At 72.6% G+C, this 23,534-nt stretch carries 20 protein-coding genes; 6 read left to right on the top strand and 14 right to left on the bottom strand.

Annotated elements, in window-relative coordinates:
• Position 1: 1 nt before the first annotated feature.
• The 10 genes from FYW95_RS19140 to FYW95_RS19100 form a co-directional block, all read right to left on the bottom strand.
• On the bottom strand, positions 2-523 hold the full coding sequence (locus tag FYW95_RS19140; protein WP_159944562.1) for a (2Fe-2S) ferredoxin domain-containing protein: 522 nt from the start codon (positions 521-523) through the stop codon (positions 2-4).
• A gap of 62 nt (positions 524-585) precedes the next feature.
• Positions 586-1,482: a M23 family metallopeptidase gene (locus tag FYW95_RS19135; RefSeq protein ID WP_159944563.1), complete on the bottom strand. Its 897-nt coding sequence runs from the start codon at positions 1,480-1,482 to the stop codon at positions 586-588.
• A gap of 46 nt (positions 1,483-1,528) precedes the next feature.
• Positions 1,529-1,726, bottom strand: a complete 198-nt coding sequence (locus FYW95_RS19130) for an Rv0909 family putative TA system antitoxin (protein WP_159944564.1) — start codon at positions 1,724-1,726, stop codon at positions 1,529-1,531.
• A 107-nt stretch (positions 1,727-1,833) separates the two neighbouring features.
• Entirely contained in the window at positions 1,834-3,177 is a 1,344-nt protein-coding gene (gene mgtE / locus FYW95_RS19125) for a magnesium transporter (protein ID WP_159944565.1), read from the bottom strand.
• A 378-nt stretch (positions 3,178-3,555) separates the two neighbouring features.
• Positions 3,556-4,659 carry a PP2C family protein-serine/threonine phosphatase gene (locus tag FYW95_RS19120; RefSeq protein ID WP_159944566.1) on the bottom strand — a complete coding sequence of 368 codons (1,104 nt, stop codon included), beginning with the start codon at positions 4,657-4,659 and terminating at the stop codon, positions 3,556-3,558.
• Between the two features lie 677 nt (positions 4,660-5,336).
• Entirely contained in the window at positions 5,337-5,804 is a 468-nt protein-coding gene (locus FYW95_RS19115; protein WP_159944567.1) for a ribose-5-phosphate isomerase, read from the bottom strand.
• Positions 5,805-5,889: 85 nt separating this feature from the next.
• Positions 5,890-6,045, bottom strand: coding sequence for a hypothetical protein (locus FYW95_RS19110; RefSeq protein WP_159944568.1), 156 nt, complete (start codon positions 6,043-6,045; stop codon positions 5,890-5,892).
• Between the two features lie 164 nt (positions 6,046-6,209).
• The gene (locus FYW95_RS19105; RefSeq protein WP_160050619.1) at positions 6,210-7,631 is read right to left on the bottom strand and encodes an aldehyde dehydrogenase family protein; all 1,422 of its coding nucleotides are present in this window, start codon (positions 7,629-7,631) and stop codon (positions 6,210-6,212) included.
• A gap of 137 nt (positions 7,632-7,768) precedes the next feature.
• Positions 7,769-7,927: a hypothetical protein gene (locus FYW95_RS27785; protein WP_201294933.1), complete on the bottom strand. Its 159-nt coding sequence runs from the start codon at positions 7,925-7,927 to the stop codon at positions 7,769-7,771.
• 143 nt (positions 7,928-8,070) lie between these two features.
• The gene (locus FYW95_RS19100; RefSeq protein ID WP_159944570.1) at positions 8,071-8,700 is read right to left on the bottom strand and encodes a mycothiol-dependent nitroreductase Rv2466c family protein; all 630 of its coding nucleotides are present in this window, start codon (positions 8,698-8,700) and stop codon (positions 8,071-8,073) included.
• A gap of 217 nt (positions 8,701-8,917) precedes the next feature.
• Between FYW95_RS19100 and pepN the strand changes: the two genes are divergently transcribed.
• Positions 8,918-11,464, top strand: a complete 2,547-nt coding sequence (pepN, locus tag FYW95_RS19095; RefSeq protein ID WP_159944571.1) for an aminopeptidase N — start codon at positions 8,918-8,920, stop codon at positions 11,462-11,464.
• A 49-nt stretch (positions 11,465-11,513) separates the two neighbouring features.
• Here the strand turns inward: pepN and malQ are convergent, their stop codons facing one another.
• A complete protein-coding gene (gene malQ, locus FYW95_RS19090) occupies positions 11,514-13,547 on the bottom strand; it encodes a 4-alpha-glucanotransferase (RefSeq protein ID WP_159944572.1) in 2,034 nt (677 codons plus the stop codon).
• 215 nt (positions 13,548-13,762) lie between these two features.
• Between malQ and FYW95_RS19085 the strand changes: the two genes are divergently transcribed.
• A complete protein-coding gene (locus FYW95_RS19085) occupies positions 13,763-15,070 on the top strand; it encodes an MFS transporter (protein ID WP_159944573.1) in 1,308 nt (435 codons plus the stop codon).
• A gap of 14 nt (positions 15,071-15,084) precedes the next feature.
• Here FYW95_RS19085 and FYW95_RS19080 read toward each other — a convergent pair whose 3' ends face one another.
• Positions 15,085-16,518: an amidase gene (locus FYW95_RS19080; RefSeq protein WP_160050618.1), complete on the bottom strand. Its 1,434-nt coding sequence runs from the start codon at positions 16,516-16,518 to the stop codon at positions 15,085-15,087.
• Between the two features lie 210 nt (positions 16,519-16,728).
• Here FYW95_RS19080 and FYW95_RS19075 point away from each other — a divergent pair, with 210 nt between their 5' ends.
• Both FYW95_RS19075 and ilvD read left to right on the top strand, forming a co-directional pair.
• On the top strand, positions 16,729-17,514 hold the full coding sequence (locus FYW95_RS19075; protein WP_160050623.1) for a nuclease-related domain-containing protein: 786 nt from the start codon (positions 16,729-16,731) through the stop codon (positions 17,512-17,514).
• Between the two features lie 234 nt (positions 17,515-17,748).
• On the top strand, positions 17,749-19,611 hold the full coding sequence (gene ilvD, locus FYW95_RS19070; RefSeq protein WP_159944575.1) for a dihydroxy-acid dehydratase: 1,863 nt from the start codon (positions 17,749-17,751) through the stop codon (positions 19,609-19,611).
• 30 nt (positions 19,612-19,641) lie between these two features.
• On the opposite strand, the gene FYW95_RS19065 is transcribed toward ilvD, so the two are convergent.
• Together FYW95_RS19065 and FYW95_RS19060 are read right to left on the bottom strand one after the other, a co-directional pair.
• Positions 19,642-19,845 carry an FmdB family zinc ribbon protein gene (locus FYW95_RS19065; protein ID WP_159944576.1) on the bottom strand — a complete coding sequence of 68 codons (204 nt, stop codon included), beginning with the start codon at positions 19,843-19,845 and terminating at the stop codon, positions 19,642-19,644.
• Positions 19,846-19,939: 94 nt separating this feature from the next.
• The gene (locus tag FYW95_RS19060) at positions 19,940-20,440 is read right to left on the bottom strand and encodes an HNH endonuclease (protein ID WP_159944627.1); all 501 of its coding nucleotides are present in this window, start codon (positions 20,438-20,440) and stop codon (positions 19,940-19,942) included.
• 376 nt (positions 20,441-20,816) lie between these two features.
• Between FYW95_RS19060 and FYW95_RS19055 the strand changes: the two genes are divergently transcribed.
• Both FYW95_RS19055 and FYW95_RS19050 read left to right on the top strand, forming a co-directional pair.
• Positions 20,817-22,904 carry a prolyl oligopeptidase family serine peptidase gene (locus FYW95_RS19055; RefSeq protein WP_159944577.1) on the top strand — a complete coding sequence of 696 codons (2,088 nt, stop codon included), beginning with the start codon at positions 20,817-20,819 and terminating at the stop codon, positions 22,902-22,904.
• Positions 22,905-23,039: 135 nt separating this feature from the next.
• On the top strand, positions 23,040-23,483 hold the full coding sequence (locus FYW95_RS19050; protein WP_159944578.1) for an acyl-CoA thioesterase: 444 nt from the start codon (positions 23,040-23,042) through the stop codon (positions 23,481-23,483).
• Positions 23,484-23,534: the final 51 nt, after the last annotated feature.

Genomic DNA, 23,534 nt, shown 5'->3' with positions numbered 1-23,534 from the left:
GTCAGTCCTTCCCGGCCCTCTTCGCCTTCTTCTCCGCCTTCTTGGCCTTCTCCCGCGCCTTGGCCTTGGCCTTCTTCTCCCTCTTCTCCTTGGCCTTCTTGCGCTCCTTCTTGGCGGCCTTGGAGCGGGCGGGCTTCTTGCGCTTCTTGGGCTTCTTGGCGTCCTTGGAGGTCACGTGGCCGGCCAGGACGGCGGGCAGCGGGGCGACTCCGGGACCGCCCTCGAGGATCCACTCGTCGATGGCCTCGACCAGCTTGTCCTCGGTGACCTCGCCCAGCCACACGGGACGGGCTCCGGCGGCGCGTCCGGCTTGGGAGGGTCGGACGACCACCACGTTGGCCTGGAAGCAGATGCCGAGACACTTGCTGGTGCGGACGGGAACGGTGCGGCCGGAGCGGTCCTCCATGGCGCTGAGCCGGGCGAGCTGGGCCTTGTGGTCCACGCCGGGGACCTTCTTCTTCGTGCCGCAGCAACAGCCCCGGCAGACCGTGAGCTGGCAGGGACGCCCTTCGACCGCGTTCACGCTTTCCCCCGCGCTCTGATCAGAAACTCCCGAAACCGTTAGGTTCGCCTTACCTCATCAGCCTAATCCGCCTCCGGGGCTTCCTGACCAGCGGGTACCCCCTCCGCACCCGGGGCGGCGACCGCCACGGGCCGCCAGGTCTCGGGAAGCCCCTCTCCCTCGGCCTTCCCGTTCCACCCCGGGGCCCACACGGCCGGAAGCCCGGCGGCGAAAAGGGGGTTGCGGTGGTCCATGAGCTGCACGCGTACCTGGGGCTCGGTGCACGCCCCCGAGTTGCCGCAGCGGGCCACCGGCTGGCCGGCCCGGACCCGGTCGCCGCGGCCCACCGCCAGGGACCCCCGCCGCAGGTGGCCCAACAGCACGTAGGCGCCCCCGCCCACGTCGATCACCAGGTGGTTGCCGAGGACCCCGGCCGGGCCGCGCAGCTCCCGCAGCGTGTTCTCCAGGACCGAGCCGAACAGCCAGGGCCAGGAGTTGCGGCTGCGGTGGTCGCGCTGGCGGCCGTGCGCGGCCACGACGGTCCCGTCGGCGGGGGCGTACACGGGCTGGCCGAAGGCCGGGAAGTCACCCGGCGGGCGGCTGAGCGGGCGCCAGCCGATGTCGGGCCGCGCGCCGCCCCCGGGTTCGGCGACCAGGCCCAGCGCGTAGGTCTGCCCGTAGGCGTGGCTGCCCTGGCTGGGCACGCCGTCCACGGGGCTGGTGAGCGCCATCCAGCGGCCCCGCACCGGCGGCCGCAGCACCCGGGGCGCGCGCCGCACGGTTCCCAGGCGCAGCTGTACCGCGAGCGCGAGGACCAGCAGAGCGCCGCCCACCCACCAGGACAGGCCGAGGTAACCGGCCAGGAGGGCGAGCGTGGCCGCCCACATCAGCGGCATACGGATCCGGGCGAGCAGGAGGGGCCATCGGGGCTCGGCCGGTTCGGGGGAGGCGGGGGGGCGGCGCGGGGTGGGAGAGGGCATCCTCCATTGTGGACGCCCCGCCCGCCCCGGCCGGACACGGGTCGCGCTACTTCCTGTCCTCCCGAGCGCGCTTGCGCAGGTACTCCGTGGCGGCTCCGGCACCCCGGTCGATCTTGTCGTCGTGGGCGCCGCCGGTGGCCTTCTTCGCGGCATCGGCGGCCTTGCCGACCAACCCCTGGGCCTTCCCGGCGTTGTCGTCGACGGCCTTCTTCAGCCGCTTGAACGCATCTCCGGTACCGGACATGGAATCCCCCCTCGATCCGTCCTGCTCCTGTCGCGATACCCGCTCCGCCCGCCGTTCATGCGGTCGCGGCACCCGCGAAAAAGGGAACCGAAGCGGCGTCTACCAGGTCAGATGCCCAGGATCAGGCGGGCGATGGAGAAGTAGATGAGCAGGCCGGTGGCGTCCACGAGGGTGGTCACCAGCGGTGAGGAGACCACCGCCGGGTCCACGCCCACCTTGCGGGCGAGCAGGGGCATGGAGGAACCGATGACGGCCGCCCACGTGCACACCGCGATCACCGAGCAGGACAGGACGAGGGCGATGTCGACGCCCACCAGCAGGAAGCCGATGGCCAGGGCCAGGGCGGCGAGAACGAAGCCCAGCAGGAGGCCGACCCTGGCCTCCTTCCAGATCACCGCGGGCAGGTCGCGCACCCGCACCTCACCGACGGCCAGGGCGCGCACGATCGCGGTGGCCGACTGGGCTCCGACGTTGCCGCCGGTGCCGATGAGCATGGGCACGAACACGGCCAGGGCGGTGACCTGCTCCAACGTCGCCTCGAAGGCCTGCATGACGTTGGCCGTCAGTGTGGCCGCCACGATGAGCAGCATGAGCCACACCGAGCGCGCCCCGACCAGGCGCAGCACGCCGACGGACACGTAGTGCTCGCCGACCGGGCTGGCACCGGACTGGCGGGCCATGTCCTCGGAGTCGGCCGCCTCGATGACCTCCAGGGCGTCGTCGAAGGTCAGCAGGCCCACGAAGCGGTCCTCGGAGTCGACCACCGCCAGGGAGACCAGGTTGGCCTCCTGCATGAGGCGGGCGGCGTCCTCGACCGGCTCCGAGGCGCGCACGCGCGGCGCGAACACGTCCACGATGTCCTTGAGCAGCCGGTCGTCGTCGCTGACCACGAGGTCGCGCAGGGTCACCGTCCCGACCATGCGGCGGCCGTCGCTGACCACCGGCAGGGTGTAGATGGTCTCGGCGTCGGCCCCCTTGGCGCGCACGACCTCCAGGGCGCGGCCCACGGTCAGGTCGCGGTGCAGGATGACCGTCTCGGGGGTCATGTACCGGCCGACGGAGTCCTCCGGGTAGCCCAGGAGGGCGGCGGTCATCTTGCGCTCGGCGGGGCTGAGTCCGGCCAGTGCCCGGGTGGCGATCTTGGCCGGTGCCTCGCCGATGAGACGGGCCCGGTCGTCGGGGTCCATCTCCTCCAGGATCTCGTGGAAGGCGGTGTCGCGCAGGCCCAGCAGGATGGCCTGCTGCTGGCCGGGGTCGAGTTCCTCGAAGACCTCCAGCTCGCGGTCCTTGTCCAGGAGCCGGAAGGGGATGATCGCCTCGCTGCCGTCCATGCGGGAGAGTTCGTCGGCGATCTCGTAGGGCCTGTGTTCGGCCAACCAGAGCCGGATACCGGTCAGGTCGTTGCTCTGGACCAGCTCGACCAGTTCTTCAGCGCGCTCGCCTTCTGACATGCGAAGCACCCCCTCGCCTTCTCCTACGCCCGCCGGGCAGCACCCGCGGACGGCACCAGTCCTCGCCACAAGCGGTGGGCCGGAGGTAGCGGCCCCGCTCCGGTCCCGTCGTCGCTGGCGTGGTGGACCGTGCGGGATCGCCCGGGGGCGGAGTAAGGACGGGCACGGCGGTCCGGACGTGTACGGACTGGCCGCCGTACGCGGGACGGGGAGCACCCCGACCCTACCCGTCGGGGCGGCCGGGCGTCGCATCGGCCGATCCCCGCCGGGGCCGGTCGCGCCCGCGCGCGGTGTCCGAATCCGTGGCGCGGGCGGCGGAGGGAGAGCGCGTGCGCCCGGAGAAGGTGCTGGCCAGCGCGGCGTCGGGGAGCGTCCGGCTCAGTCCCGCCACAGGACGACGAGGGCGCAGTCGTCGTTCTTGTCCTTGCTGAGGGTGTCCACGATCTCGTCGGCGCCGGTGGCGAAGCCGCGGGGCACGAGCTGTTCGGCGGCCCCGAGCAGGCGGTCGATGCCGGCGTCGAGGTCCTCCCCCGGGGTCTCGATGAGCCCGTCGGTGCAGAGCATGATGGCGTCGCCGTGGCGGAGCTTGCCGGTGACGGAGGCGTAGGTCATCTCGGGGATGACGCCGAGGACCACGCCCTTGGCCTCGGTGGTGCTCCAGACACCGCTGCCGCTGTCGTAGTGCAGCGCGGGCGGGTGTCCGGCGGAGGCGATCTGGTACTCGCCGGTGTCCAGGTCCACGCTCAGGTGGACGGCGGTCACGAAGCCCTCGCCACCGCTGTTGCGCATGAGGTAGTCGTTGCAGTGGGCGAGGAAGTCCCGGGTGGGCACCGCCCCGATGAGGCCGCTGAAGGCGCCGGAGAGCATGAGGGCGCGGGTCCCGGCGTCCACGCCCTTGCCGGAGACGTCCACGACGGCCACGTCCAGCCGGTTGTCCCGGCGGATGGAGACGACGAAGTCGCCGCCGAAGGAGGAGCCGCCCGCCTGGCGCAGGACGGCGGTGCGCCCCCAGCCCTCGGGCAGCCGGGGCATCCTGCCCTGGTGGCGGATGCGGTCGCGCAGGTCCAGGAGCATCATCTCGCCGCTGAGCCCCTGGACGCCGAGGCGCTCGCGGACCCCCGACAGGAGGTAGGACAGCACGGCGGTGACGCCGATGGTGACCAGCAGGCCGGGGCCCACCTGGCCGAAGTCGAGCATGAAGGCGACGAAGAGCAGGACCGCGGCGACCACGCCCAGAAGGAAGGCCAGGCTCTTGCGCTTGAGGAGCAGGCCGCCCGCCAGGACGGTGAGGATCGTGGAGCTGGGCGGGAACCAGCCGGTGGGGCCCCACACCGCGCCGACGCCGATGCCGACGGCCAGCACCACGAGGGTGATGAGGACCAGGCGGTAGCGGAAGAGCACCTTGCGCCGGAGCACCGCGATGAGCCGCTGCGCGGTGGAGCGCAGCAGCCGGGTGGTCTTGGCGGTCGGTGTGGGCTTCATGGATCCCCTGCGTTGCACACCCGCTCACCAGCGGGGGTCGGTTCTCGGACGGCACGGTCGGGTGGGCACGGGGGCCGCGTCGCCACCGGGCACGTGTACGGCGTGCGGGGGCGGTGGGGCACGCCCTGGCCGTGGTGGCGGAAGGCGCCGAGACGGGCGCCGCCACGGACGGCGGGGGCCCGCCACTGTGCACGAACTGTAGCGCGGGGGGTGTGGCCGTGGCACGTGCAACCAGCGGTGTTCTCCCCCCAAACCACGGATTTGGGTTCAGCCGATAACCGAGCGTGCGGAGTCGGGTACTACCCCGACACGGGGGAACGGCTCCGAATGCCGGGATGTTCCGTTCCCCGGGCACCGGCCCCCGGGGCCGAACGCCCCGGGAGAGCGGACCCGGTGGGACGGCCCGCGCCCCGGCGGCGCGGACCGCTCCAGGGTCTCACATGGGTTCGGCGCAGGCCAGGGACCCACGTCTCGGTAAGTGGGATAAGGCACAGGAGGAGAGAGCGCCCACAAACGGACACCGCACCCCAACGGTGCCGCCAGGGGAGCCAACGGGCGGGGGAACGCCGACGGCCCCGGCGCGGCGGCCGGAGGGCGCCGTGCGGGGCCGGGAGAAACGGACACCGGACCCGCGCGCTCGCGCGGATCCGCCAAGGACGGGAGGTCCCGGTCCCCCTCTAGGGGAGGGCCGGGAGGTCGCCGGTCTCCTCGTAGGAGGTCAGCATCGCGATGCGGCGGGTGTGCCGCTCCTCGTCGCTGTAGGGCGTGGAGAGGAAGACCTCCACGAACCGGGTGGCCTCCTCGCGGGAGTGCATCCGGGCGCCGATGCTGAGCACGTTGGCGTCGTTGTGCTCGCGCGCCAGGCGGGCGGTGTCCTCGTTCCAGGCCAGGGCGGCGCGCACCCCCCTGACCTTGTTGGCGGCGATCTGCTCGCCGTTGCCCGAGCCGCCGAGGACGATGCCCAGGGAGCCCTGGTCGGCGGCCACGCCCTCGGCCGCGCGCAGCACGAAGGGCGGGTAGTCGTCCACCGCGTCGTAGACGAGCGGCCCGGCGTCGACGACGTCGTGGCCGTGCTCCTTCAACCAGGAGGCGAGGTGTTCCTTGAGCTCGTAGCCCGCATGATCTGATCCGAGATAAACACGCACGGGACCAGTCTGGCAGGTCACGGCCGGAACGGGCACGGCGCCCCGCTCGCCGGGGCGAGACGGGGCGCCGTGGTGCGCGTGTCCCTCAGAGGGCGGCGGCGGAGGAGGCGGCGGCCGCGACGGCCAGTCCGATCGCGCCGAAGAGCACGATGGAGGCCACGGCGATCAGGTTGTACAGGACGATCGTCTTGATGTCCTTGCCAAGGGGACCGGCCTTGGAGACCGCGGGCTTGTTGCTCAACTCACACCTCTTCGGGTTCGACCAGGGATCATCCCATCCGAATTTTTCCACACCCCACAACGCGGTTGTCACCGGGGCCGATTCCCCGCGGGGACGTGCGCGGACCGTGAGTCCGGGCACACCCGGGCACGGGCCCCGCCGCCGGGCCGCGTCTGGACGGCGGGCTACATCTGGACGGCCTTGACCTCGCAGAACTCCTCCAGGCCCGCCAGCCCCCACTCGCGCCCGTTGCCCGAGCGCTTGTAGCCGCCGAAGGGCGCGCGCGGGTTGAGCGCGCCGCCGTTGAGCTCGATCTGCCCGGCGCGCAGGCGGCGGGCCACGGCCAGCCCCCGCTCGGGGTCTCCGGACCACACGGCCGCGTTGAGGCCGTACACGGTGTCGTTGGCGATCGCGACCGCCTCCTCCTCCGTGTCGTAGGGGATCATCACCAGCACGGGACCGAAGATCTCCTCCTGGGCGACCCGCATGTCGTTGCGCACGTCGGCGAAGACGGTGGGGCGGACGTAGTAGCCGCGCTCGCGCCCCTCGACCGGTCCGGGTCCGCCGGTGACCAGGCGGGCGCCCTCCTCCACGCCGAGCGCGATGTAGCCGCGCACCCGCTCCAGCTGGGCGGCGGAGACCAGCGGGCCCATCCGGGTGGCCTCGTCCTCGGGGTCGCCGGGAGTGTGTTTGGCGGCGGACTCCGCGGCCAGGGCGACCGCCTCCTCGTAGGAGTCGCGGTGCACCAGCATCCGGGTGAGCGCGTTGCAGCTCTGGCCGGTGTTGCGCATGACGTCGGCGACGCCGCGTTTGACCGCCTTGGCCAGGTCGGCGCCGGGCAGGATGACGTTGGGGGACTTGCCGCCCAGTTCCAGGGCGACCTTCTTGACGGTCTCGGCCGCGACCTGGCTGACCCGGGTCCCGGCGCGGGTGGAGCCGGTGAAGGACACCATGTCCACCCCCGGGTGGGCGGCGATGGCCTCCCCCACCACCGGGCCCGTGCCCGAGACGAGGTTGAACACGCCCGCGGGCAGCCCCGCGTCGTGCAGGACCCCGGTGAGGGCGTAGGCGCTGAGCGGGGCGACCTCGCTGGGCTTGAGGACGACGGTGTTGCCCGCCAGCAGGGCGGGGACGACCTTGAGCACGATCTGGTGGAGCGGGTAGTTCCACGGGGTGATGGCGCCCACGACCCCGACGGGCTCGCGCACGATGAGCGAGTTGCCCTCGCGTTCGCCGCCGAAGTAGCGCTCGCCGTGCTCCTTCACCAGGTCGAGGTAGGTCTGGAACATGAGGGCGGGCAGACCCGCCTGGACCTTGCGGGCGAACCCGGCGGGAGCGCCCATGTCGCGGGTGAGCTCCGCGGCGATGTCGTCGATGCGGGCGTTGAACAGTTCCAGGGCTTTGGCCAGGTGGGTGATGCGCTGCTCGGGAGTGAGCGCGGACCAGGCGGGAAGGGCCGCCGCGGCGGCCCCGACCGCGGCGTCGACGTCCTCGGCGGCCCCTGCCGGAACGGTGTCGATGACCTGCTCGGTCGCCGGGTTGACCACGTCCAGGGCCTCGCTGGAGACGGAGTCGCGCCAGGCGCCGTCGATGTAGAGGGATCGCATGACCCCACTGTCGCAGAACGGGATTCGGGTTGACCAGTCCGGGGTGCGGCGCCGGTGGTTTCCCCGATTCCCCGGAGCGCCGCCGCGACGCCCTGGGGCGTCGGCCCGCCCGGAGGAACCCGGCCCGGTGCGGCCGGTCAGTCCCAGTGCGGCGGGCGCTCGTCCAGCAGCCGCGCGATGGAGTCGTCCTCGGCGGAGTCGCCCCAGCCGGGGCCGCTCTCGTCGGTGGTGGTGTCGGGCAGGATGTCGAGGTCGTCGAAGAAGTCGACCCTGCGCTCGTCATCGGGTCCGGACACGGCTCACGTCCTTTCCTCACGGCGGGCTCCGACCCGCCTCCTGCGGTGTGGCGACTCCAGTGTGCACCGTCCGCGGCGGGTACGGTGCCGCCCGCCGCGCCGGAACCCGTCGGCACGGCGGGCGGCCCCGCGGCGACCGCGGATCAGTCGAAGACGGGGTTGCGGGTCCGGGTCCGCTTGAGCTCGAAGAACCCGTCGGTCCCGGCGACCATCAGCACGCCGTCCCACAGCTTCCCGGCGTCCTCACCCCGGGGGACGGGGCTGACCACCGGGCCGAAGAAGGCCGTGTCCGCGACCCGGACGACGGGGGTGCCCACGTCCTCCCCGACCAGCTTCATGGCCTCGCCGTGGGAGGCGCGCAGGGCCTCGTCGTAGTCGGCGGAGGCACCCGCCTCCGCCAGGTCCCCGGGCAGCCCGGCGTCGGCCAGGGCGGCACGGACGGTCTCGGTGGTGCGCGGCTCGGCGTTGTTGTGGAACCGGGTGCCCAGGGCCGTGTACAGGCCGCCAAGGACCTGCGGGCCGAAGCGCTGCTCGGCGGCCACGCACACCCGCACCGCCTCCCAGGACTGGTCGACGCTCCTGCGGTACTCCTCGGGGAGGTCGCGGCCCTCGTTGAGCACGCCCAGACTCATGACGTGCCAGTGCACTCTGACGGGCCGCACCCTCTCCACCTCCACCAGCCAGCGGGAGGTGATCCATGCCCAGGGGCAGGCGGGGTCGAACCACATGTCGGCGATCTGCTGCTCGCCCTCGGGGGCGGGGGTCTGCGTCATGGCTGTTTCCTCGCTTCACCGGAAAAAGGGGGCCGCCGCCCCCTGCTCGTAGGTGTGCAACCTTGTTCATCGGTTGCGCATTCCGGCCCGGCGCGTGGCAGGATCGTGGCGAGTGGAAGACGACCCGGCCCCGACGACGCTCCACCCAAGGCGGCGGACTCGCCGTGGTCGGCAACGATCCGGCCGGCGACGACGGCGGCCGTGGAGGGAGCGTGGCGTGGCGGGGAACCTGACACGGGACGAGGCTCGGGAGCGCGCGCGGATTCTGCGCGTGGACTCCTACGCCGTGGAGCTGGACCTGACCACCGGTGCCGAGACCTTCCGGTCCACCACCGTGGTCCGGTTCTCCTGCGCGGAGCCGGGGGCGCGGACCTTCGTCGAACTGGCCGCCCCCAGGGTGCTCTCGGCGACGCTGAACGGCGCCGAACTGGACCCGGCGGAGCTGTTCGACGGCGAGCGGCTCGTCCTGCCCGAGGTGGCCGCGGACAACGAGCTGACCGTGGTCGCCGACGCCGCGTACATGCGCACCGGCGAGGGCCTGCACCGGTTCGTGGACCCGGTCGACGACTCGGTGTACCTGTACACCCAGTTCGAGACGGCCGACGCGCACCGCATGTTCGCGTGCTTCGACCAGCCCGACCTGAAGGCCACCTTCGAGCTGACGGTGTTCGCGCCGCCCTCGTGGGAGGTCGTCTCCAACAGCGCCCCGGACGTGGAGCGCGAGGCGGCGGGCCGGGAGCGGGTGCGCTGGCACTTCCCGGCCACGCCGGTGATGTCCACCTACATCACCGCGCTGATCGCGGGCCCCTACCACGTGGTGCGCGACGAGCACGACGGCATCCCGCTGGGCCTGTACTGCCGCGCCTCCCTGGCCGAGCACCTGGACTCCGAAGCCCTGTTCGACGTCACCAAGAGGGGCTTCGACTTCTTCCACGGCCTGTTCGACCTGCGCTACCCGTTCGGCAAGTACGACCAGCTGTTCGTGCCCGAGTTCAACGCGGGCGCCATGGAGAACGCGGGCGCGGTCACGTTCCTGGAGGACTACGTCTTCCGGTCCCGGGTCACCGACGCGCGCTACGAGCGCCGCGCGGAGACCATCCTGCACGAGATGGCGCACATGTGGTTCGGCGACCTGGTCACCATGCGCTGGTGGGACGACCTGTGGCTGAACGAGTCGTTCGCGACCTACGCCAGCGTCTACTGCCAGGCCAACGCCACCAAGTGGACCGACGCCTGGACCACGTTCGCCAACGTGGAGAAGTCCTGGGCGCTGCGCCAGGACCAGCTGCCCTCCACCCACCCGATCGCCGCCGACATGGTCGACATCCAGGCGGTCGAGGTCAACTTCGACGGCATCACCTACGCCAAGGGCGCCTCGGTGCTCAAGCAGCTCGCGGCCTACGTGGGCGTGGACGCGTTCTTCGCGGGCGTGCGCGCCTACTTCAAGGAGAACGCCTTCGGCAACACCGAGCTGAAGGACCTGCTCAAGCACCTGGAGGCCGCCTCGGGCCGCGACCTGTCGGAGTGGTCGCGCGAGTGGCTGGAGACCACCGGCGTCAACACGATGCGCCCGGAGTTCGAGGTGGACGCCGAGGGCCGCTTCACCTCCTTCGCGGTGCGGCAGGAGGCCGCCGCCGAGCACCCGACGCTGCGCTCGCACCGCCTGGCGATCGGCCTGTACGACCGCACCGGTGAGGGGATCGTGCGCCGCGAGCGCGTGGAGCTGGACGTGCGCGGCGAGCGCACCGAGGTGCCCGACCTGGTCGGCACGGCCCAGCCGGACCTGGTGCTCATCAACGACGACGACCTCACCTTCACCAAGATCCGCCTGGACGAGCGCTCCCTGCGCACGCTGGTGGAGGGCGTCGGCGACATCCGCGAGTCCCTGCCCCGGGCGCTGGCCTTCGGCGCGGCCTGGGACATGACCCGCGACGGCGAGATGGCCGCCCGCGACTACGTCGCCCTGGTCATCTCCGGTATCAGCGGCGTGGGCGACGTCATGGTCGCGCAGACCCTGCTGCGCCAGGCCACCGCGGCCCTGCACATGTACGCCGACCCGGCCTGGCGCCCGCTCGGCTTCGAACAGCTCTCCGAGCGGCTGCGCGAGCTGCTGACCGACGCCGAGCCCGGCAGCGACCTGCAACTGGCCTACGTCAACGCGCTCGCGGGCACCGCGGTCGGCGACGCCCACCTGTCCCTGCTCCAAGGGCTGCTGGACGGCGCCATCACCGTGGACGGCCTGGTGGTGGACACCGACCTGCGCTGGACACTGCTGCGCCGCCTGGTCGCGGCGGGCAAGGCCGGTGAGGCGGAGATCGCCGCCGAGCTGAAGGCCGACCCGACGGCCACCGGCCAGCGCAACGCCGCCGGGGCCCGGGCCGCCATTCCCACCGCCGAGGCCAAGGCCGCCGCCTGGGAGCGGATCGTGGGCGAGGAGCTGGCCAACGCCGAGTTCCGCGCGGTGCTGCTGGGCCTCACCGAGCCGGGCCAGGCGGAGCTGTACCGGCCCTACGTGGACCGCTACTTCGCCCAGCTGGCCCCGGCCTGGGAGAAGTGGACCGGCGAGTTCGCGCAGACCTTCGCCGAGGCGGCCTACCCCGGCAACCTGGTGGAGGAGGCGACCCTGGAGCGCACGGACGCCTACATCGCCGAGGCCGACCCGGCTCCGGCCCTGCGCCGCCTGCTGGTCGAGGGCCGGGCGGGCGTGGAGCGCGCCCTGCGCGCCCGCGCCACCGACGCCGCCGCCGGCCGGCGCCGGGGGTAGTTCCGACCGGGCGCCCCGCCCCGCCGCCCGCGGGCGGTGCGGCGGGGCGTCAGAGCGTACGCCCCCGGCCCCTGCCGACCGGGCCGAGGGTGCGCCGGATGCGCGCCACCATGCGGGGGTCGGCGAGCAGTTCGTCCACGAGCACCGGCTCGCCCTCCCCGCTGGTGAGCGGGATCCGCCAGTTCGGGTACTCGTCGCGGGTGCCGGGCTGGTTCTGCATCCGCCGGTCCCCCACCACGTCGGTGAGCGCCACTCCGATCATCCGGGCCGGGGTGGCCACCAGGTAGGCGTGCATGGCAGCCACCACGGCGGCCGGGTCGGCCACCGGGTCGACGTCCTCGTCCAGCAGTCCGAGCTCCACCAGCGCCCGCCGCCACCGCTCCACCCGGGCCTCGGAGTCGGCGCGCTCCTCCTCCACCGGCCGGTTGAGCAGTCCGAGCCGGTCGCGCAGCTCCACGTGCTCGGCGGACAGGTACGAGGCCACGGGCGGCAGGTCGTGCGTGGCGACCGTGGCCAGGCAGTCCGTGCGCCACTGGCCGGGCGCGCGCGGCCGTCCGTCGGCGTCCTGCTCGAACCACAGCACGGAGGTGCCCAGGACCCCGCGGTCGGCCAGGTGGCCGCGCACCCACGGCTCCACGGTGCCCAGGTCCTCGCCGACCACGACGGCGTCGGCCCGCTGGGCGGCCAGGACGAGCGTGCCCACCATGCCCTCGTGGTCGAAGGTGACGTAGGTGCCCTCGGCGGCCGGGGCGCCCTCGGGTACGCACCACAGCCGGAACAGGCCCATGACGTGGTCCACGCGGATCCCGCCCGCGTGGCGCAGCGTGTGGGAGAGGACCTGGCGGAAGGGGGTGTAGCCCAGTTCGGCCAGGCGGCGGGGGTGCCAGGGCGGCTGGCCCCAGTCCTGCCCCTGTGGGTTGAACTCGTCGGGCGGCGCGCCCGCGTGCAGGCCGGGGACCAGGGCGCCGCCGTACATCCAGGCGTCCGCCCCGCCGGCCTGGACGCCGATCGCCAGGTCGTGCACGACGCCGACGCGCATCCCACCGGCCTCGGCGGTGGCCTGCGCCTGGGCGAGCTGCTCGTCGAGGATCCACTGGAGCCAGCGGTGGAACTCCACCCGCGTCCACCGGCGCAGCGCCTCCTCGCCGACCGCGCGCGAGCCGACGTCGCGCAGGGGTGCGGGCCAGGCGCGGTAGTCGGGCCCGTGCTCCTCGGCCAGGGCCGACCAGGTGGCGAACTCGACCAGCGGCTGGCCCTCGCCCTCCAGGAAGGCCCGCAGCGACGACTCCCGCCCCGGTGCCCGGGGCACCTCGAAGAGCACCTCCAGGGCGGCCCGCTTGGCCTTCCACACCGCGTCGCGGTCGAGCAGGTCGGCGGTGCGCCCCCGTTCGCGCAGCGGCCGGGCCAGGCGCTGGATGCCCTCGCGCTGGGCGGGGTCGAGCCGGGCGTACTCGGGGACGTCCTCGATCCGGATGTAGAGCGGGCTGGCGTAGCGGCGGCTGACGGGCAGGTAGGGGGAGGGTTCCACGGGGGTCAGCGGCTCGGTGGCGTGCACCGGGTTGATCAGGGTGAAGTCGGCGCCCAGGTCGCGCGCGCTCCAGTCGGCGAGTTCGGCGAGGTCGCGCAGGTCGCCGGTGCCCCAGGAGGCGCGCGAGCGCACGCTGTAGACCTGCGCCATGATCCCCCACAGGCGGGGGTTGTCGCGCAGCGCCCCGGAGTCGAGCCGGTCGGGGACCACGAGCAGGGGAGCGTCGTGCTCGGTCCCGTTGTCGGTGACGCGCAGGGTGTGCACCCCCAGCGGCAGGCCGGGGTCGAAGGGCAGCAGGGAGCCGTCGGAGGTCTCCACGACGCTGCGCGCCCCCTCTGGGAGTACCAGGTCGGGGGCCTTGCCCTCGCGGACGACCACCGCCGGGGGCAGCGGGCCCCGGACCGCGGGCACGGGCGCCTCCGGGTCCACGCCCAGTGCCGCCAGGACATGGCGGATGGTGTCGGGGCTGACCGGGACCCGCCGTCCCCGCCAGTCCTCGTAGGTCGTCGCCACTCCGTACTGCTCGGCCACACGTGCCAGCTGAACGTCCCTCACAGAATCCGATCATGCCCTACCGGGGTCGCCATACACCGGAGGCCGTACCGGCGTGGGGCCAGAACGTGCCCGAGGTCCTGGCCGATACCGGCCGACGGCCGGGCGCGGAGGGCGGCGCGGCGTCCGCGACCGGACCACGCGGCACGTACGGGCGGGTGACCTGCACAGGGCGTAAACCGATCGCTCCGGGTGCTGGGCGTCTGCATAATCAGGGTGTGCTCGCGAACTACCGGCGGCTCCTCGCCGTCCCCCACGTACCGTCCCTGCTGCTGTGGTCCCTGATCGCGCGCTTCTACGCCCCGGGGCTGATGATCGCGATCACGTTCCTGGTGGTGGAGTGGACCGGCTCCTACACCGTGGCCGGTCTGGTCGTGGGCGCCTTCACCCTGGGCATGGCCCTGGTGGGGCCGCTGCGCGGCCGGATGGCCGACCGGGGCGGCACCGACCGGCTGGTCGCGGTGTGCGGTGTGGTGTTCAGCGTGGGACTGCTGGGGCTGCTCCTGCTGCCGCAGGCGCTGTGGTGGCTGTCGCTTCCGCTGGCCCTGGGCACCGGGCTGTTCTCCTCCCCCGCCAACCAGGTCGTGCGCGCGCTGTGGCCCCGGTTGACGCGCGGACCCGAGCGGCAGGCGATCTACGCGGCCGAGGCCACCGCGCAGGAGCTCCTGTTCGTCTTCTCCCCCATCCTGACCGCCGGCACCGTGGCCCTCGCCGGTTCCCGCTGGGCGCTGCTGGTGCTGTCGGTGCTGGCGCTGCTGGGCGCGCTCGGTTTCGCCGGGTCCCTGCGCCGTGCCGGGGTGACCGGCCCCGCACCGCTCGACGAAGGTGAGGTCTCAGGCGACGCGCGCGGAGGCGGCTCCGGGGACGCCCGCGGGGGCCGGAGCCTGCTGCGCCACCCGGCGCTGACCGCGCTGTTCGCCATGTGCCTGCTCATGATCAGCGGGATCATCTCGGTGGACCTGGTCATCGTGGCGTGGGCCAACGAACTGGAGGCGCCGCAGTACGTGATGGTGCTGGCGTCGGTGTGGGCGCTGGGGTCGCTGGTGGGCGGCGCGGTCGCGGGCGGCCTGCGCGGACGCCCCCGGCTGGTGCGGCGCTCCTTCGGAGCGGTGCTGGGTGTGGCGGTCCTGGTGCCGTTCGTGCCGCCGGTCACCCACCTGCCGACCCCGCTGCTCGTCACGCCGCTGCTCTTCGTGTCGGGGCTGGCGCTGGCTCCGACCGTGGCCGCGGTGATGGGCCGCCTGGGCGACCTGGCCCCCGCCCGGCGGCGGGCCGAGGCCTTCGGGTGGATGTCCGCCGCGATGAGCGCGGGCGGCGCGGTGGCCGGTCCGCTGGCCGGTGCGCTGGTCGACCTCCTGGGCGTGGCGGGCGGTGTGCTGGGCGCGACGGTACTGCTGCTGGTGGCGGCGGTGCTGAGCGTGTTCGTACCGGAGCCGGAGGCGGAGGCCGCGACGGCTCCCGGGAGGGAACCGGAGCCGGCCGCGGAGCCCGCGGACTCCGCGGCCCCGTCCGATGGAGCCCGTTGACGGGACCGCCCCGGTCAGTCGTTCCAGCCGGGCGGTACCCGGTGGGCCCACGGACGGGCGCGTTCCAGCTGCGCCGACAGCGCCAGCAGGGTTCCCTCGCCGCCCATGCGGCCGGTGAGCATGACGCCGATCGGCAGCCCCCCGGGCGACCGGTGCAGGGGGACGTTGACCGAGGGCTGCCCGGAGACGTTGTAGACCGACGTGAAGGGCGTGAACTCGGTCATCAGCCGGAACTCCTCCTCCGGCCCGCCCCCGGTGAAGTGGCCGACGGGCACCGGGGGCAGGGCCAGCGTCGGGCAGAGCACCGCGTCGAGGGGCTCGGTGGCGGCGACCAGGGAGCGCACGCCGCGCTGCAGGCGAGCGCAGGCGGCGATGTAGTCGGGGACCGGGGTGGCCCGGGCGCGTTCGCGCAGCCACCGGTTGAGGGGGCCCAGCTCGGCCTCCCGGGCGGGGTCGACGGGGGTGGCCGAGGCCATCGCGGCCCAGACGACCTGGAAGTCCGTCATGAAGGCGCCGCCGAAGTGGGCGTCGACGGGTTCGGGGACCTCCTCCACGTGGTGGCCGAGGCCGGTGAGCAGGTATACGGCCTCCTCGTACGCGGCCAGGACCTCGGGGTGGACGGGGATGCCCGCGGAGCCGGTGGTGGCGTAGCAGCCGATGCGCAGCCGGCCGGGTCCGCGGTCCACGTGGTCGGTGAAGGTCCGGCCGGGGGGCGGGGCGGTGAAGTAGTCGCCGGGCCGCGCCAGGGCCATGGCGTCCAGGAGCAGGGCGGCGTCGCGGACGTTCCTGGTGAGGGGCCCGGAGGTGGACAGCCCGAGCAGGTCGGGTTTGAGCGGGGCACCGGAGATCCGGCCGCGGGTGGGCTTGAGTCCGAAGAGCCCGCACACGCTGGCGGGGATACGGATCGAGCCGCCGCCGTCACCTCCGTGGGCGACGGGGGCCAGTCCGGCGGCCACGGCCGCCGCCGCTCCCCCGCTGGAGCCGCCCGGGGACAGGTCGGTGTCCCAGGGGTTGCGGGAGGGCGGGGCGATCTCGTTCTCGGTGTAGCAGCTGGAGCCGAACTCGGGGGTGTTGGTCTTGCCGGTCAGGACCGCTCCCGCCCCGCGCAGGCGGGCGACCAGGTCGGAGTCGATCGGGGAGACGGCGTCGCCGAAGACCCGGGATCCGTGGGTGAGCCGGACCCCCGCCACCGGTTCGAGGTCCTTGATCGGCAGGGGGAGGCCCAGCAGGGGCGGAAGGTCTTCCGGAGTGTCGCTCATCACACGCTTCTGCGCGTAGCGGGCCTGTTTGAGAGCCTTTTCCGGAGTGACCGTAATGTACGCACCATAGCGGTGGTCGTACCGCTCGGTTCTCCTCAGACAGTGCTCAGTGATCTCAGTAGGGGACAGCTCACGACTGCGGACCATCTCCAGGAGGCGGTGGGCCGGAAGGTCATGGATCTGGGTCATGCCGACTCAGGTTAGCGGGCACGACACGGGGCACCACGGTGGGTGGAGACACCTCTCCAGAGAAGCTGGCCGAAAGGTCATCATTCCCCGTCCCCCGGGAGAGAACACGTATGCGGCCCGGGAAACAGGGGAAGAAAAGTGTGAGAAGTAATGCACTAGGACTCGGATATGGATCGAACTAACCTGTCCGACGTGGAATCGGCAACCAGAGTGAACGGCCATACCCCATCGTCCGAGGGCGAGGGCGGAAAAAAGCCTGAGTCCCTCTTTTTCCCCAACCAGGACAAGAAAAAGGACATTCCCACCGGAAGGGTCCTCTACGGTGCCCTCCGCGACAACCAGACCGCCCGCAAGTGGTCCCTGCGGGGCGGTGGCTCGGCCGTGGTCGCCCTCGTGGTCGGCCTGCTCACGACCGACTGGCGGATCGGCCTGACCTTCGGCATCCTCACGATGGTCGGACTGATGGTGTACTTCTCCCGGCGCGAGTCGGAGATCCCGCGCTGGCGCAAGCCCTCGGCCGCCCAGCGCAAGACCGAGGCGCAGCTGAAGGTGATGAAGCAGCTCGGCTACCGCGTGCTGCACGCCCGCGCCGTCCCCGGCGGCAACGGCCAGATCGACCACTTCATCGTGGGCCGGCGCGGCGCGTTCGCCATCGACTCCGAGTCGTGGGACAAGCGCCTGCCGCTGCGCAACAAGCTGGAGAAGCTCTACCACGGGCGGTTCAGCAAGAACGAGCGCATCGACGAGGCGCTGGAGGAGGCCAAGCGGGCCGAGGAGCTGATCAGCGCCGAACTGGGCCGCGAGATCAAGGTGCGCGCGTCGCTGGCCATCTACGGGCCCGGCATGCCCTGGGACAGCCACCGGCTGCGGGGCGTGGACATCATCACCGGCACCAAGGTCCGCAAGTGGCTGCGCAGCGGTCGCGACCGCCTCACCGAGGCCGAGATCGAGGAGATCTACCAGGCCGCCAAGAGGGCCCTGCCCCCAAGGTACTGACCCCACCCCACTCCGCTACCCCCGCGGGCCCGGGACACACCACAACGCCGTGGTACCCGGGCCTTCGCCGTCACCCGCACCCGCACCGAGCCGGGCGCGGCGCCGCGCCCGGGACCCCGGCCCCCTCCCCCACGTCTCACGATCCGGATGCCCCGTCTTCCACTTCGAGACCACACCGGTGTGCCGAACGACTACCATCGAGGGGAAACACCCGTAACGATGGGAGTCCACCCCATGCCAGCCCTACGCTCACGCACCGTCACCCACGGCAGGAACATGGCAGGCGCGCGCGCCCTCATGCGCGCCACCGGCGTGGAGCGCGAGGACTTCGGCAAGCCCATCGTGGCCGTGGCCAACAGCTTCACCGAGTTCGTCCCCGGCCACGTGCACCTGCGCGAGGTGGCCGAGGTGGTCGCCGACGCGATCCGCCGGGCGGGCGGCGTCCCCCGCGAGTTCAACTCCATCGCCGTGGACGACGGCATCGCCATGGGACACAGCGGCATGCTCTACTCGCTGCCCAGCCGTGAGCTGATCGCCGACTCGGTGGAGTACATGGTCAACGCGCACTGCGCCGACGCCCTGGTGTGCGTGTCCAACTGCGACAAGATCACGCCCGGCATGCTGCTGGCCGCACTGCGCCTGAACATCCCCACCGTGTTCGTCTCGGGCGGCCCCATGGAGGCGGGCAAGGTCACGGTGGTCGACGGCACCGCCACCACCGTCCGCAAGCTGGACCTGATCAACCCCATGATCGCCGCCGCGGACGAGAGCGTCTCCCAGGCCGAGCTGGACGAGATGGAGGAGGCCGCCTGCCCCACCTGCGGCTCCTGCTCGGGCATGTTCACCGCCAACTCGATGAACTGCCTCACCGAGGCGATGGGTCTGGCCCTGCCCGGCAACGGCACCGTGCTGGCCACCCACACCGCCCGCCGCGCCCTGTACGAGGACGCCGGACGCCTGGTCGTGGAGGCCGCCAAGCGCTACTACGAGGACGACGACGCCTCCGTCCTGCCGCTGTCCATCGCCACCCCGGCCGCCTTCGGCAACGCCATGGCGCTGGACGTGGCCATGGGCGGCTCCACCAACACCATCCTGCACCTGCTGGCCGCCGCCACCGAGGCGGGCGTCGACTTCGGCCTGACCGACATCGACGCGGTCTCCCGGCGGGTGCCGTGCCTGTGCAAGGTCGCGCCGAACACCGAGAAGTACCACATCGAGGACGTGCACCGCGCGGGCGGCATCCCCTCCATCCTCGGAGAGCTCGCCCGCGGCGGGCTGCTGGACACCTCCCTGCCCACTGTGCACGGCAGGACGGTCGGCGAGTTCATCGCCGACTGGGACATCGTCTCCGACACCGTCCTGCCCGAGGCGCTGGAGCTCTTCCACGCGGCCCCGGGCGGTCGGCGCACGACGAAGGCCTACTCGCAGAGCACCCGCTGGGACAGCCTGGACACCGACCGGGAGAAGGGCTGCATCCGCGCGGTCCGGCACGCCTACACCAAGGACGGCGGCCTGGCGGTGCTGTTCGGCAACCTCGCCCCGGACGGCGCGATCGTCAAGACCGCGGGCGTGGAGGAGGAGCTGTGGACCTTCTCCGGCCCGGCCAAGGTCTTCGAGTCCCAGGAGGACGCCGTGGACGGCATCCTCAACAAGCGGATCGAGCCCGGTGACGTGGTGGTCATCCGATACGAGGGGCCCAGGGGCGGCCCGGGCATGCAGGAGATGCTGTACCCGACGAGCTTCCTCAAGGGCCGCGGCCTGGGCAAGGCCTGCGCCCTGATCACCGACGGCCGCTTCTCCGGAGGGACCTCGGGCCTGTCCATCGGCCACGCCTCCCCCGAGGCCGCCGCGGGCGGCGACATCGCCCTGGTGGAGGACGGGGACGTGATCAGCATCGACATCCCCAACCGCAGCATCGTGCTGGAGGTCTCCGAGGACGAGCTGAACGCCCGCCGCGAGCGCCTGCTCAAGGAACTGGGCCGCTTCCAGCCGCGCGACCGCCAGCGCCCGTTGAGCGCCGCACTGCGCGCCTACGCGGCCATGGCGACCTCCGCCTCCACCGGCGCGGCGCGCGACGTGTCCCAGATCGAGCGGTAGGAAGGGGCGGCCCCGCGGGGCCGCCCCGCCTCAGGAGCAGCAGCCGCCCCCGCAGCACCCTCCGCCCGAGGGGGCGGGGGCGGCGGCCCGACCGCCCACCGCCACGGTGGAGAGCAGCCGGACCGTGTCCTGGTGCCCCTGCGGGCAGGCGGCCGGGTCCCCGGCCCGGGCCATCGGTCGGGAGAGCTCGAAGGTGTCGCCGCACTCGCGGCAGCGGAAGTCGTATCTGGGCATGAGACCAGAATACGACCGCCCCCCGGCCGGTGGCCGGAGGGCGGGGAGCCGCCGCGGGGACCGGATGGGACGCAGGGTCGCCGGTCCCGCCGGGTCAGGCCGCCAGGTGGGCCATGTACGGCTCCCACTGGGGGTCGCCGTGGAGGTCGCCGTTGATCAGGCGCCAGTGCGGTCCCTTGGGAACCTTGGGAGTCACGCGCAGCTCCCAGCCGAGTTCGTCCAGGAACTTGTCGGCCTTGCGGTGGTTGCACGGCTTGCACGCGGCCACGACGTTCTCCCACACGTGCGCGCCGCCGCGGCTGCGCGGGATGACGTGGTCGATGGTCTCGGCCTTCTTCCCGCAGTACCCGCAGGTGTGTCTGTCACGGCGCATGAGCGCCACCCGGGTGAGCGGCACTCTGCGGCTGTAGGGGACACTGATGTAGCGCCGGAGCCGGATCACCGACGGCACGTCGTAGGAACGCGTCGCCGAGTGCAGGATCGCCCCCGCGTCGTCCTGGTGGACGACCTCCGCCTTCTCCCGCAGCACGAGCAGGATCGCCCTGCGCAGCGGCAGTGTCGTCAGTGGTTCGAAGCTGGCGTTGAGCAGCAGCACGTGGCGGCGGGCGGTCCCTGTGCCACCCTCCCGGCTGCCCCGGGCGCTCATAGCGCCGCCCCGGCCGCCGTGCGCGGCCGTGTCTCTTCCCCGGCCAGCCGATCGGCCAGCCAGGAGACCTCCCTGTGCACCGATCCGAGGATCGGTGGTTCCGTACGCCTTGCCACACGGACCTCCCGGTGGTCCCGCCGAGTTGCGTCCCGCATTCAGTTTGCGTGGTCGGACCGCCCTGGCGCCACCCCAATTTCCGCCTGGCCGCCCGGAAACCGCCTGTCATCCCGTTTCCCTGTGCCCATTGTGCGCCGACCGCCGCCCCTTACACCCTGGCGCCGCGCCGGACACGCCGGGGTGGGCGCTCGTGGATAGAGTGCGAAGTATGCGTGAACTCCGCTACCCCCAGGCCGCACGGCTGGACATCATCGAGAACCTGCACGGCCACACGGTCGCCGACCCCTACCGGTGGTTGGAGGACGAGGAATCAGCGCAGACCAAGGAGTGGGCGACCGCGCAGGACGCCCTGTACTCCGAGGTCTCCTCGCGCTTCACCGCACGGGACTGGTTCGCCGGGCAGGTGCGCGCCCTGTTGGGTGCCGGAAGCGTCGGGGCGCCCGTGTGGCGGGGTGACCGCCGCTTCTTCGTCCGCCGGACCGCCGAACAGGAGCACGGCGTGCTCTACGTCCAGGACGGCGACGGCCCCGAGCGCGTCCTGGTGGACCCCGGAGCGCTCGACTCCCGGGGCCTGACCACCCTGGACTCCTGGCGGCCCGACCACTCCGGCCGTCTGCTCGCCTACCAGCTCTCCGAGGGCGGTGACGAGGAGTCCGTGCTGCGCGTCCTGGACGTGGACGGCGGAGCGCTGGTGGACGGTCCGATCGACCGCGCACGCTACACCCCGATCGCATGGCTGCCCGACTCCTCGGCCTTCTACTACGTGCGGCGCCTGCCGCCCGAGCAGGTCCCCGAGGGCGAGGAGAACTACCACCGCCGGGTCTACCTGCACCGCCTGGGCACCCCCACCGACCAGGACACCCTGGTCTTCGGCGAGGGCCGCGACAAGACCGAGTACTTCACCCCCGTCATGAGCCGTGACGGGCGCTGGCTGGTCCTGCTCGCCAACCGGGGCACCTCGGCCGCCACCGACGCCTGGATCGCCGACCTGTCCGAGGGCGACCCGGACCGTCCGCGCCTGGTCCCGTTCCAGGAGGGCGTGGACGCCTCCTTGTACCCGCACGTGGGGCGGGACGGACGGCTGTACCTGTTCACGGACCGGGACGCCCCGCGCGGGCGGCTGTGCGTGGCCGACCCCGCGGCGCCCGCCTACGGGAACTGGACCACCCTGGTTCCGGAGGACCCCGAGGCGGTCCTGGAGGGGTACGCGGTCCTGGACGGGATGGAGCGGCCCGAACTGCTGGTCGCCCACAGTCGCCACGCGATCAGCGAGATCACCCGGCACGACCTGACCACCGGGGAGCGCCTCGGCGGCCTGGACATGCCGGGGCTGGGCACCGTCGGCGGGCTCGTCGAGCGCCCCGAGGGCGGGCACGAGGCGTGGTTCGGCTACACCGACAACACCCACCCCTCCTCGGTGTACCGCTACGACGCGCTCACCGGGGAGGTTTCCCTGTGGGCCGACGCCCCCGGCGAGATCGACCTGCCCGATGTACGGGTGGAACAGGTCACCTACACCTCCCGGGACGGCACGGCCGTACGGATGCTGGTGGTCGCGCCCGACGCCCCCGCCGAGGGGCCGCGGCCGACCATCCTGTACGGGTACGGCGGTTTCCGCATCTCCCTCACCCCCGCCTACTCCGCGGTCGCGCTGGCCTGGGTGCGCGCGGGCGGCGTGTACGCCGTGGCCAACCTGCGCGGCGGCCTGGAAGAAGGAGAGGAGTGGCACCGGGCGGGGATGTTCGCCGACAAGCAGAACGTCTTCGACGACTGCGCAGCGGCGGCCGAGCACCTGGTCGCCACCGGCGTGACCGACCCCGAGCACCTCTCCGTCATGGGCGGCAGCAACGGCGGCCTGCTGGTGGGGGCCATGGTCACCCAGCGGCCGGACCTGTTCGCCGCCGCCGTGTGCTCGGCCCCGCTGCTGGACATGGTCCGCTACGAGCGGTTCGGGCTGGGCCAGCTGTGGAACGTCGAGTACGGCACGGCCGAGGACCCCGAGCAGCTGGGCTGGCTGCTGGGCTACTCGCCTTACCACAACGTGTGCGAGGGCACCCGCTATCCGGCGACCCTGTTCACCGTGTTCGACAACGACACCCGCGTGGACCCGCTGCACGCGCGCAAGCTGTGCGCGCAGATGCAGCACGCCACGTCGGCGGACCCCGACGAGCGGCCGGTGCTGCTGCGCCGGGAGTCGGAGGTGGGGCACAGCTCGCGCTCGGTGAGCCGCAGCGTGGCGCTCAACGCCGAGCAGCTGGCCTTCCTCGCGTTCCACCTGGGGCTCGACGTCGGCTGAGGCACCTCCCGGCGCCCGTGGCCTCCGCGGGCGCCAGGAGAGCAACGACACAGGAGCCGACAGCCCGTTTGCCCGGGAGCAATTGAGACAATCGGGATATTCCACCCAGGAGAACAGCACGAGAGGACCAAGGACGTGACACAGACCGAGGCCGGACCCGTCGGTACCGAGTCGGCGCCCCGGCGGCACGTGCACCTGGCCCAGGTCCGCTACGCCGACCTCGACCCGCAGCACCACGTGAACAACGTGCGGATGCTGACCTACCTGGAGGACGCGCGGATCTCGTTCCTGCGCTACGAGGGACTCGTGGACAAGAGCGAGGAGGTGTTCGGGGCCCTGGTGGTGGCCCGCCAGGAGGCCGACTACGTGGCGCCGCTGCTGCCCCGGTCCGAGCCGGTGCGCGTGGAGCTGTGGGTGAGCGGCGTGCGCAACGCCAGCTTCACCCTGTCCTACGAGATCCTGGACGACACCAAGGTCTACCTGCGGGCCAGGACGGTGCTGGTCGGCTTCGACGTGCCGACGCAGAGCGCCCGGCGGCTCAACGCCACCGAGCGCGCCTTCCTCGCCCAGTACTCCTGAGGTGGTGTCCCCCGGCGCGGCTCGGGCGGCCGGGAGGCGGGACCTCCGGTG

The organism is Nocardiopsis sp. FR4 (genome assembly GCF_009830945.1).
Lineage (GTDB): Bacteria > Actinomycetota > Actinomycetes > Streptosporangiales > Streptosporangiaceae > Nocardiopsis.
The sequence above is the reverse complement of the archived record's forward strand: the minus strand, read 5'-3'. Positions and strand labels throughout refer to the sequence as shown.

Coding starts and splice junctions, on each gene's coding strand:
- FYW95_RS19135 (WP_159944563.1), bottom strand. CDS start 1,482: ATGCCCTCTCCCACCCCGCGCCGCCCCCCCGCCTCCCCCGAACCGGCC.
- FYW95_RS19055 (WP_159944577.1), top strand. CDS start 20,817: ATGCGTGAACTCCGCTACCCCCAGGCCGCACGGCTGGACATCATCGAG.
- FYW95_RS19120 (WP_159944566.1), bottom strand. CDS start 4,659: ATGAAGCCCACACCGACCGCCAAGACCACCCGGCTGCTGCGCTCCACC.
- FYW95_RS19080 (WP_160050618.1), bottom strand. CDS start 16,518: ATGACCCAGATCCATGACCTTCCGGCCCACCGCCTCCTGGAGATGGTC.
- FYW95_RS19130 (WP_159944564.1), bottom strand. CDS start 1,726: ATGTCCGGTACCGGAGATGCGTTCAAGCGGCTGAAGAAGGCCGTCGAC.
- FYW95_RS19105 (WP_160050619.1), bottom strand. CDS start 7,631: ATGCGATCCCTCTACATCGACGGCGCCTGGCGCGACTCCGTCTCCAGC.
- mgtE (WP_159944565.1), bottom strand. CDS start 3,177: ATGTCAGAAGGCGAGCGCGCTGAAGAACTGGTCGAGCTGGTCCAGAGC.
- FYW95_RS19065 (WP_159944576.1), bottom strand. CDS start 19,845: ATGCCCAGATACGACTTCCGCTGCCGCGAGTGCGGCGACACCTTCGAG.
- ilvD (WP_159944575.1), top strand. CDS start 17,749: ATGCCAGCCCTACGCTCACGCACCGTCACCCACGGCAGGAACATGGCA.
- FYW95_RS19100 (WP_159944570.1), bottom strand. CDS start 8,700: ATGACGCAGACCCCCGCCCCCGAGGGCGAGCAGCAGATCGCCGACATG.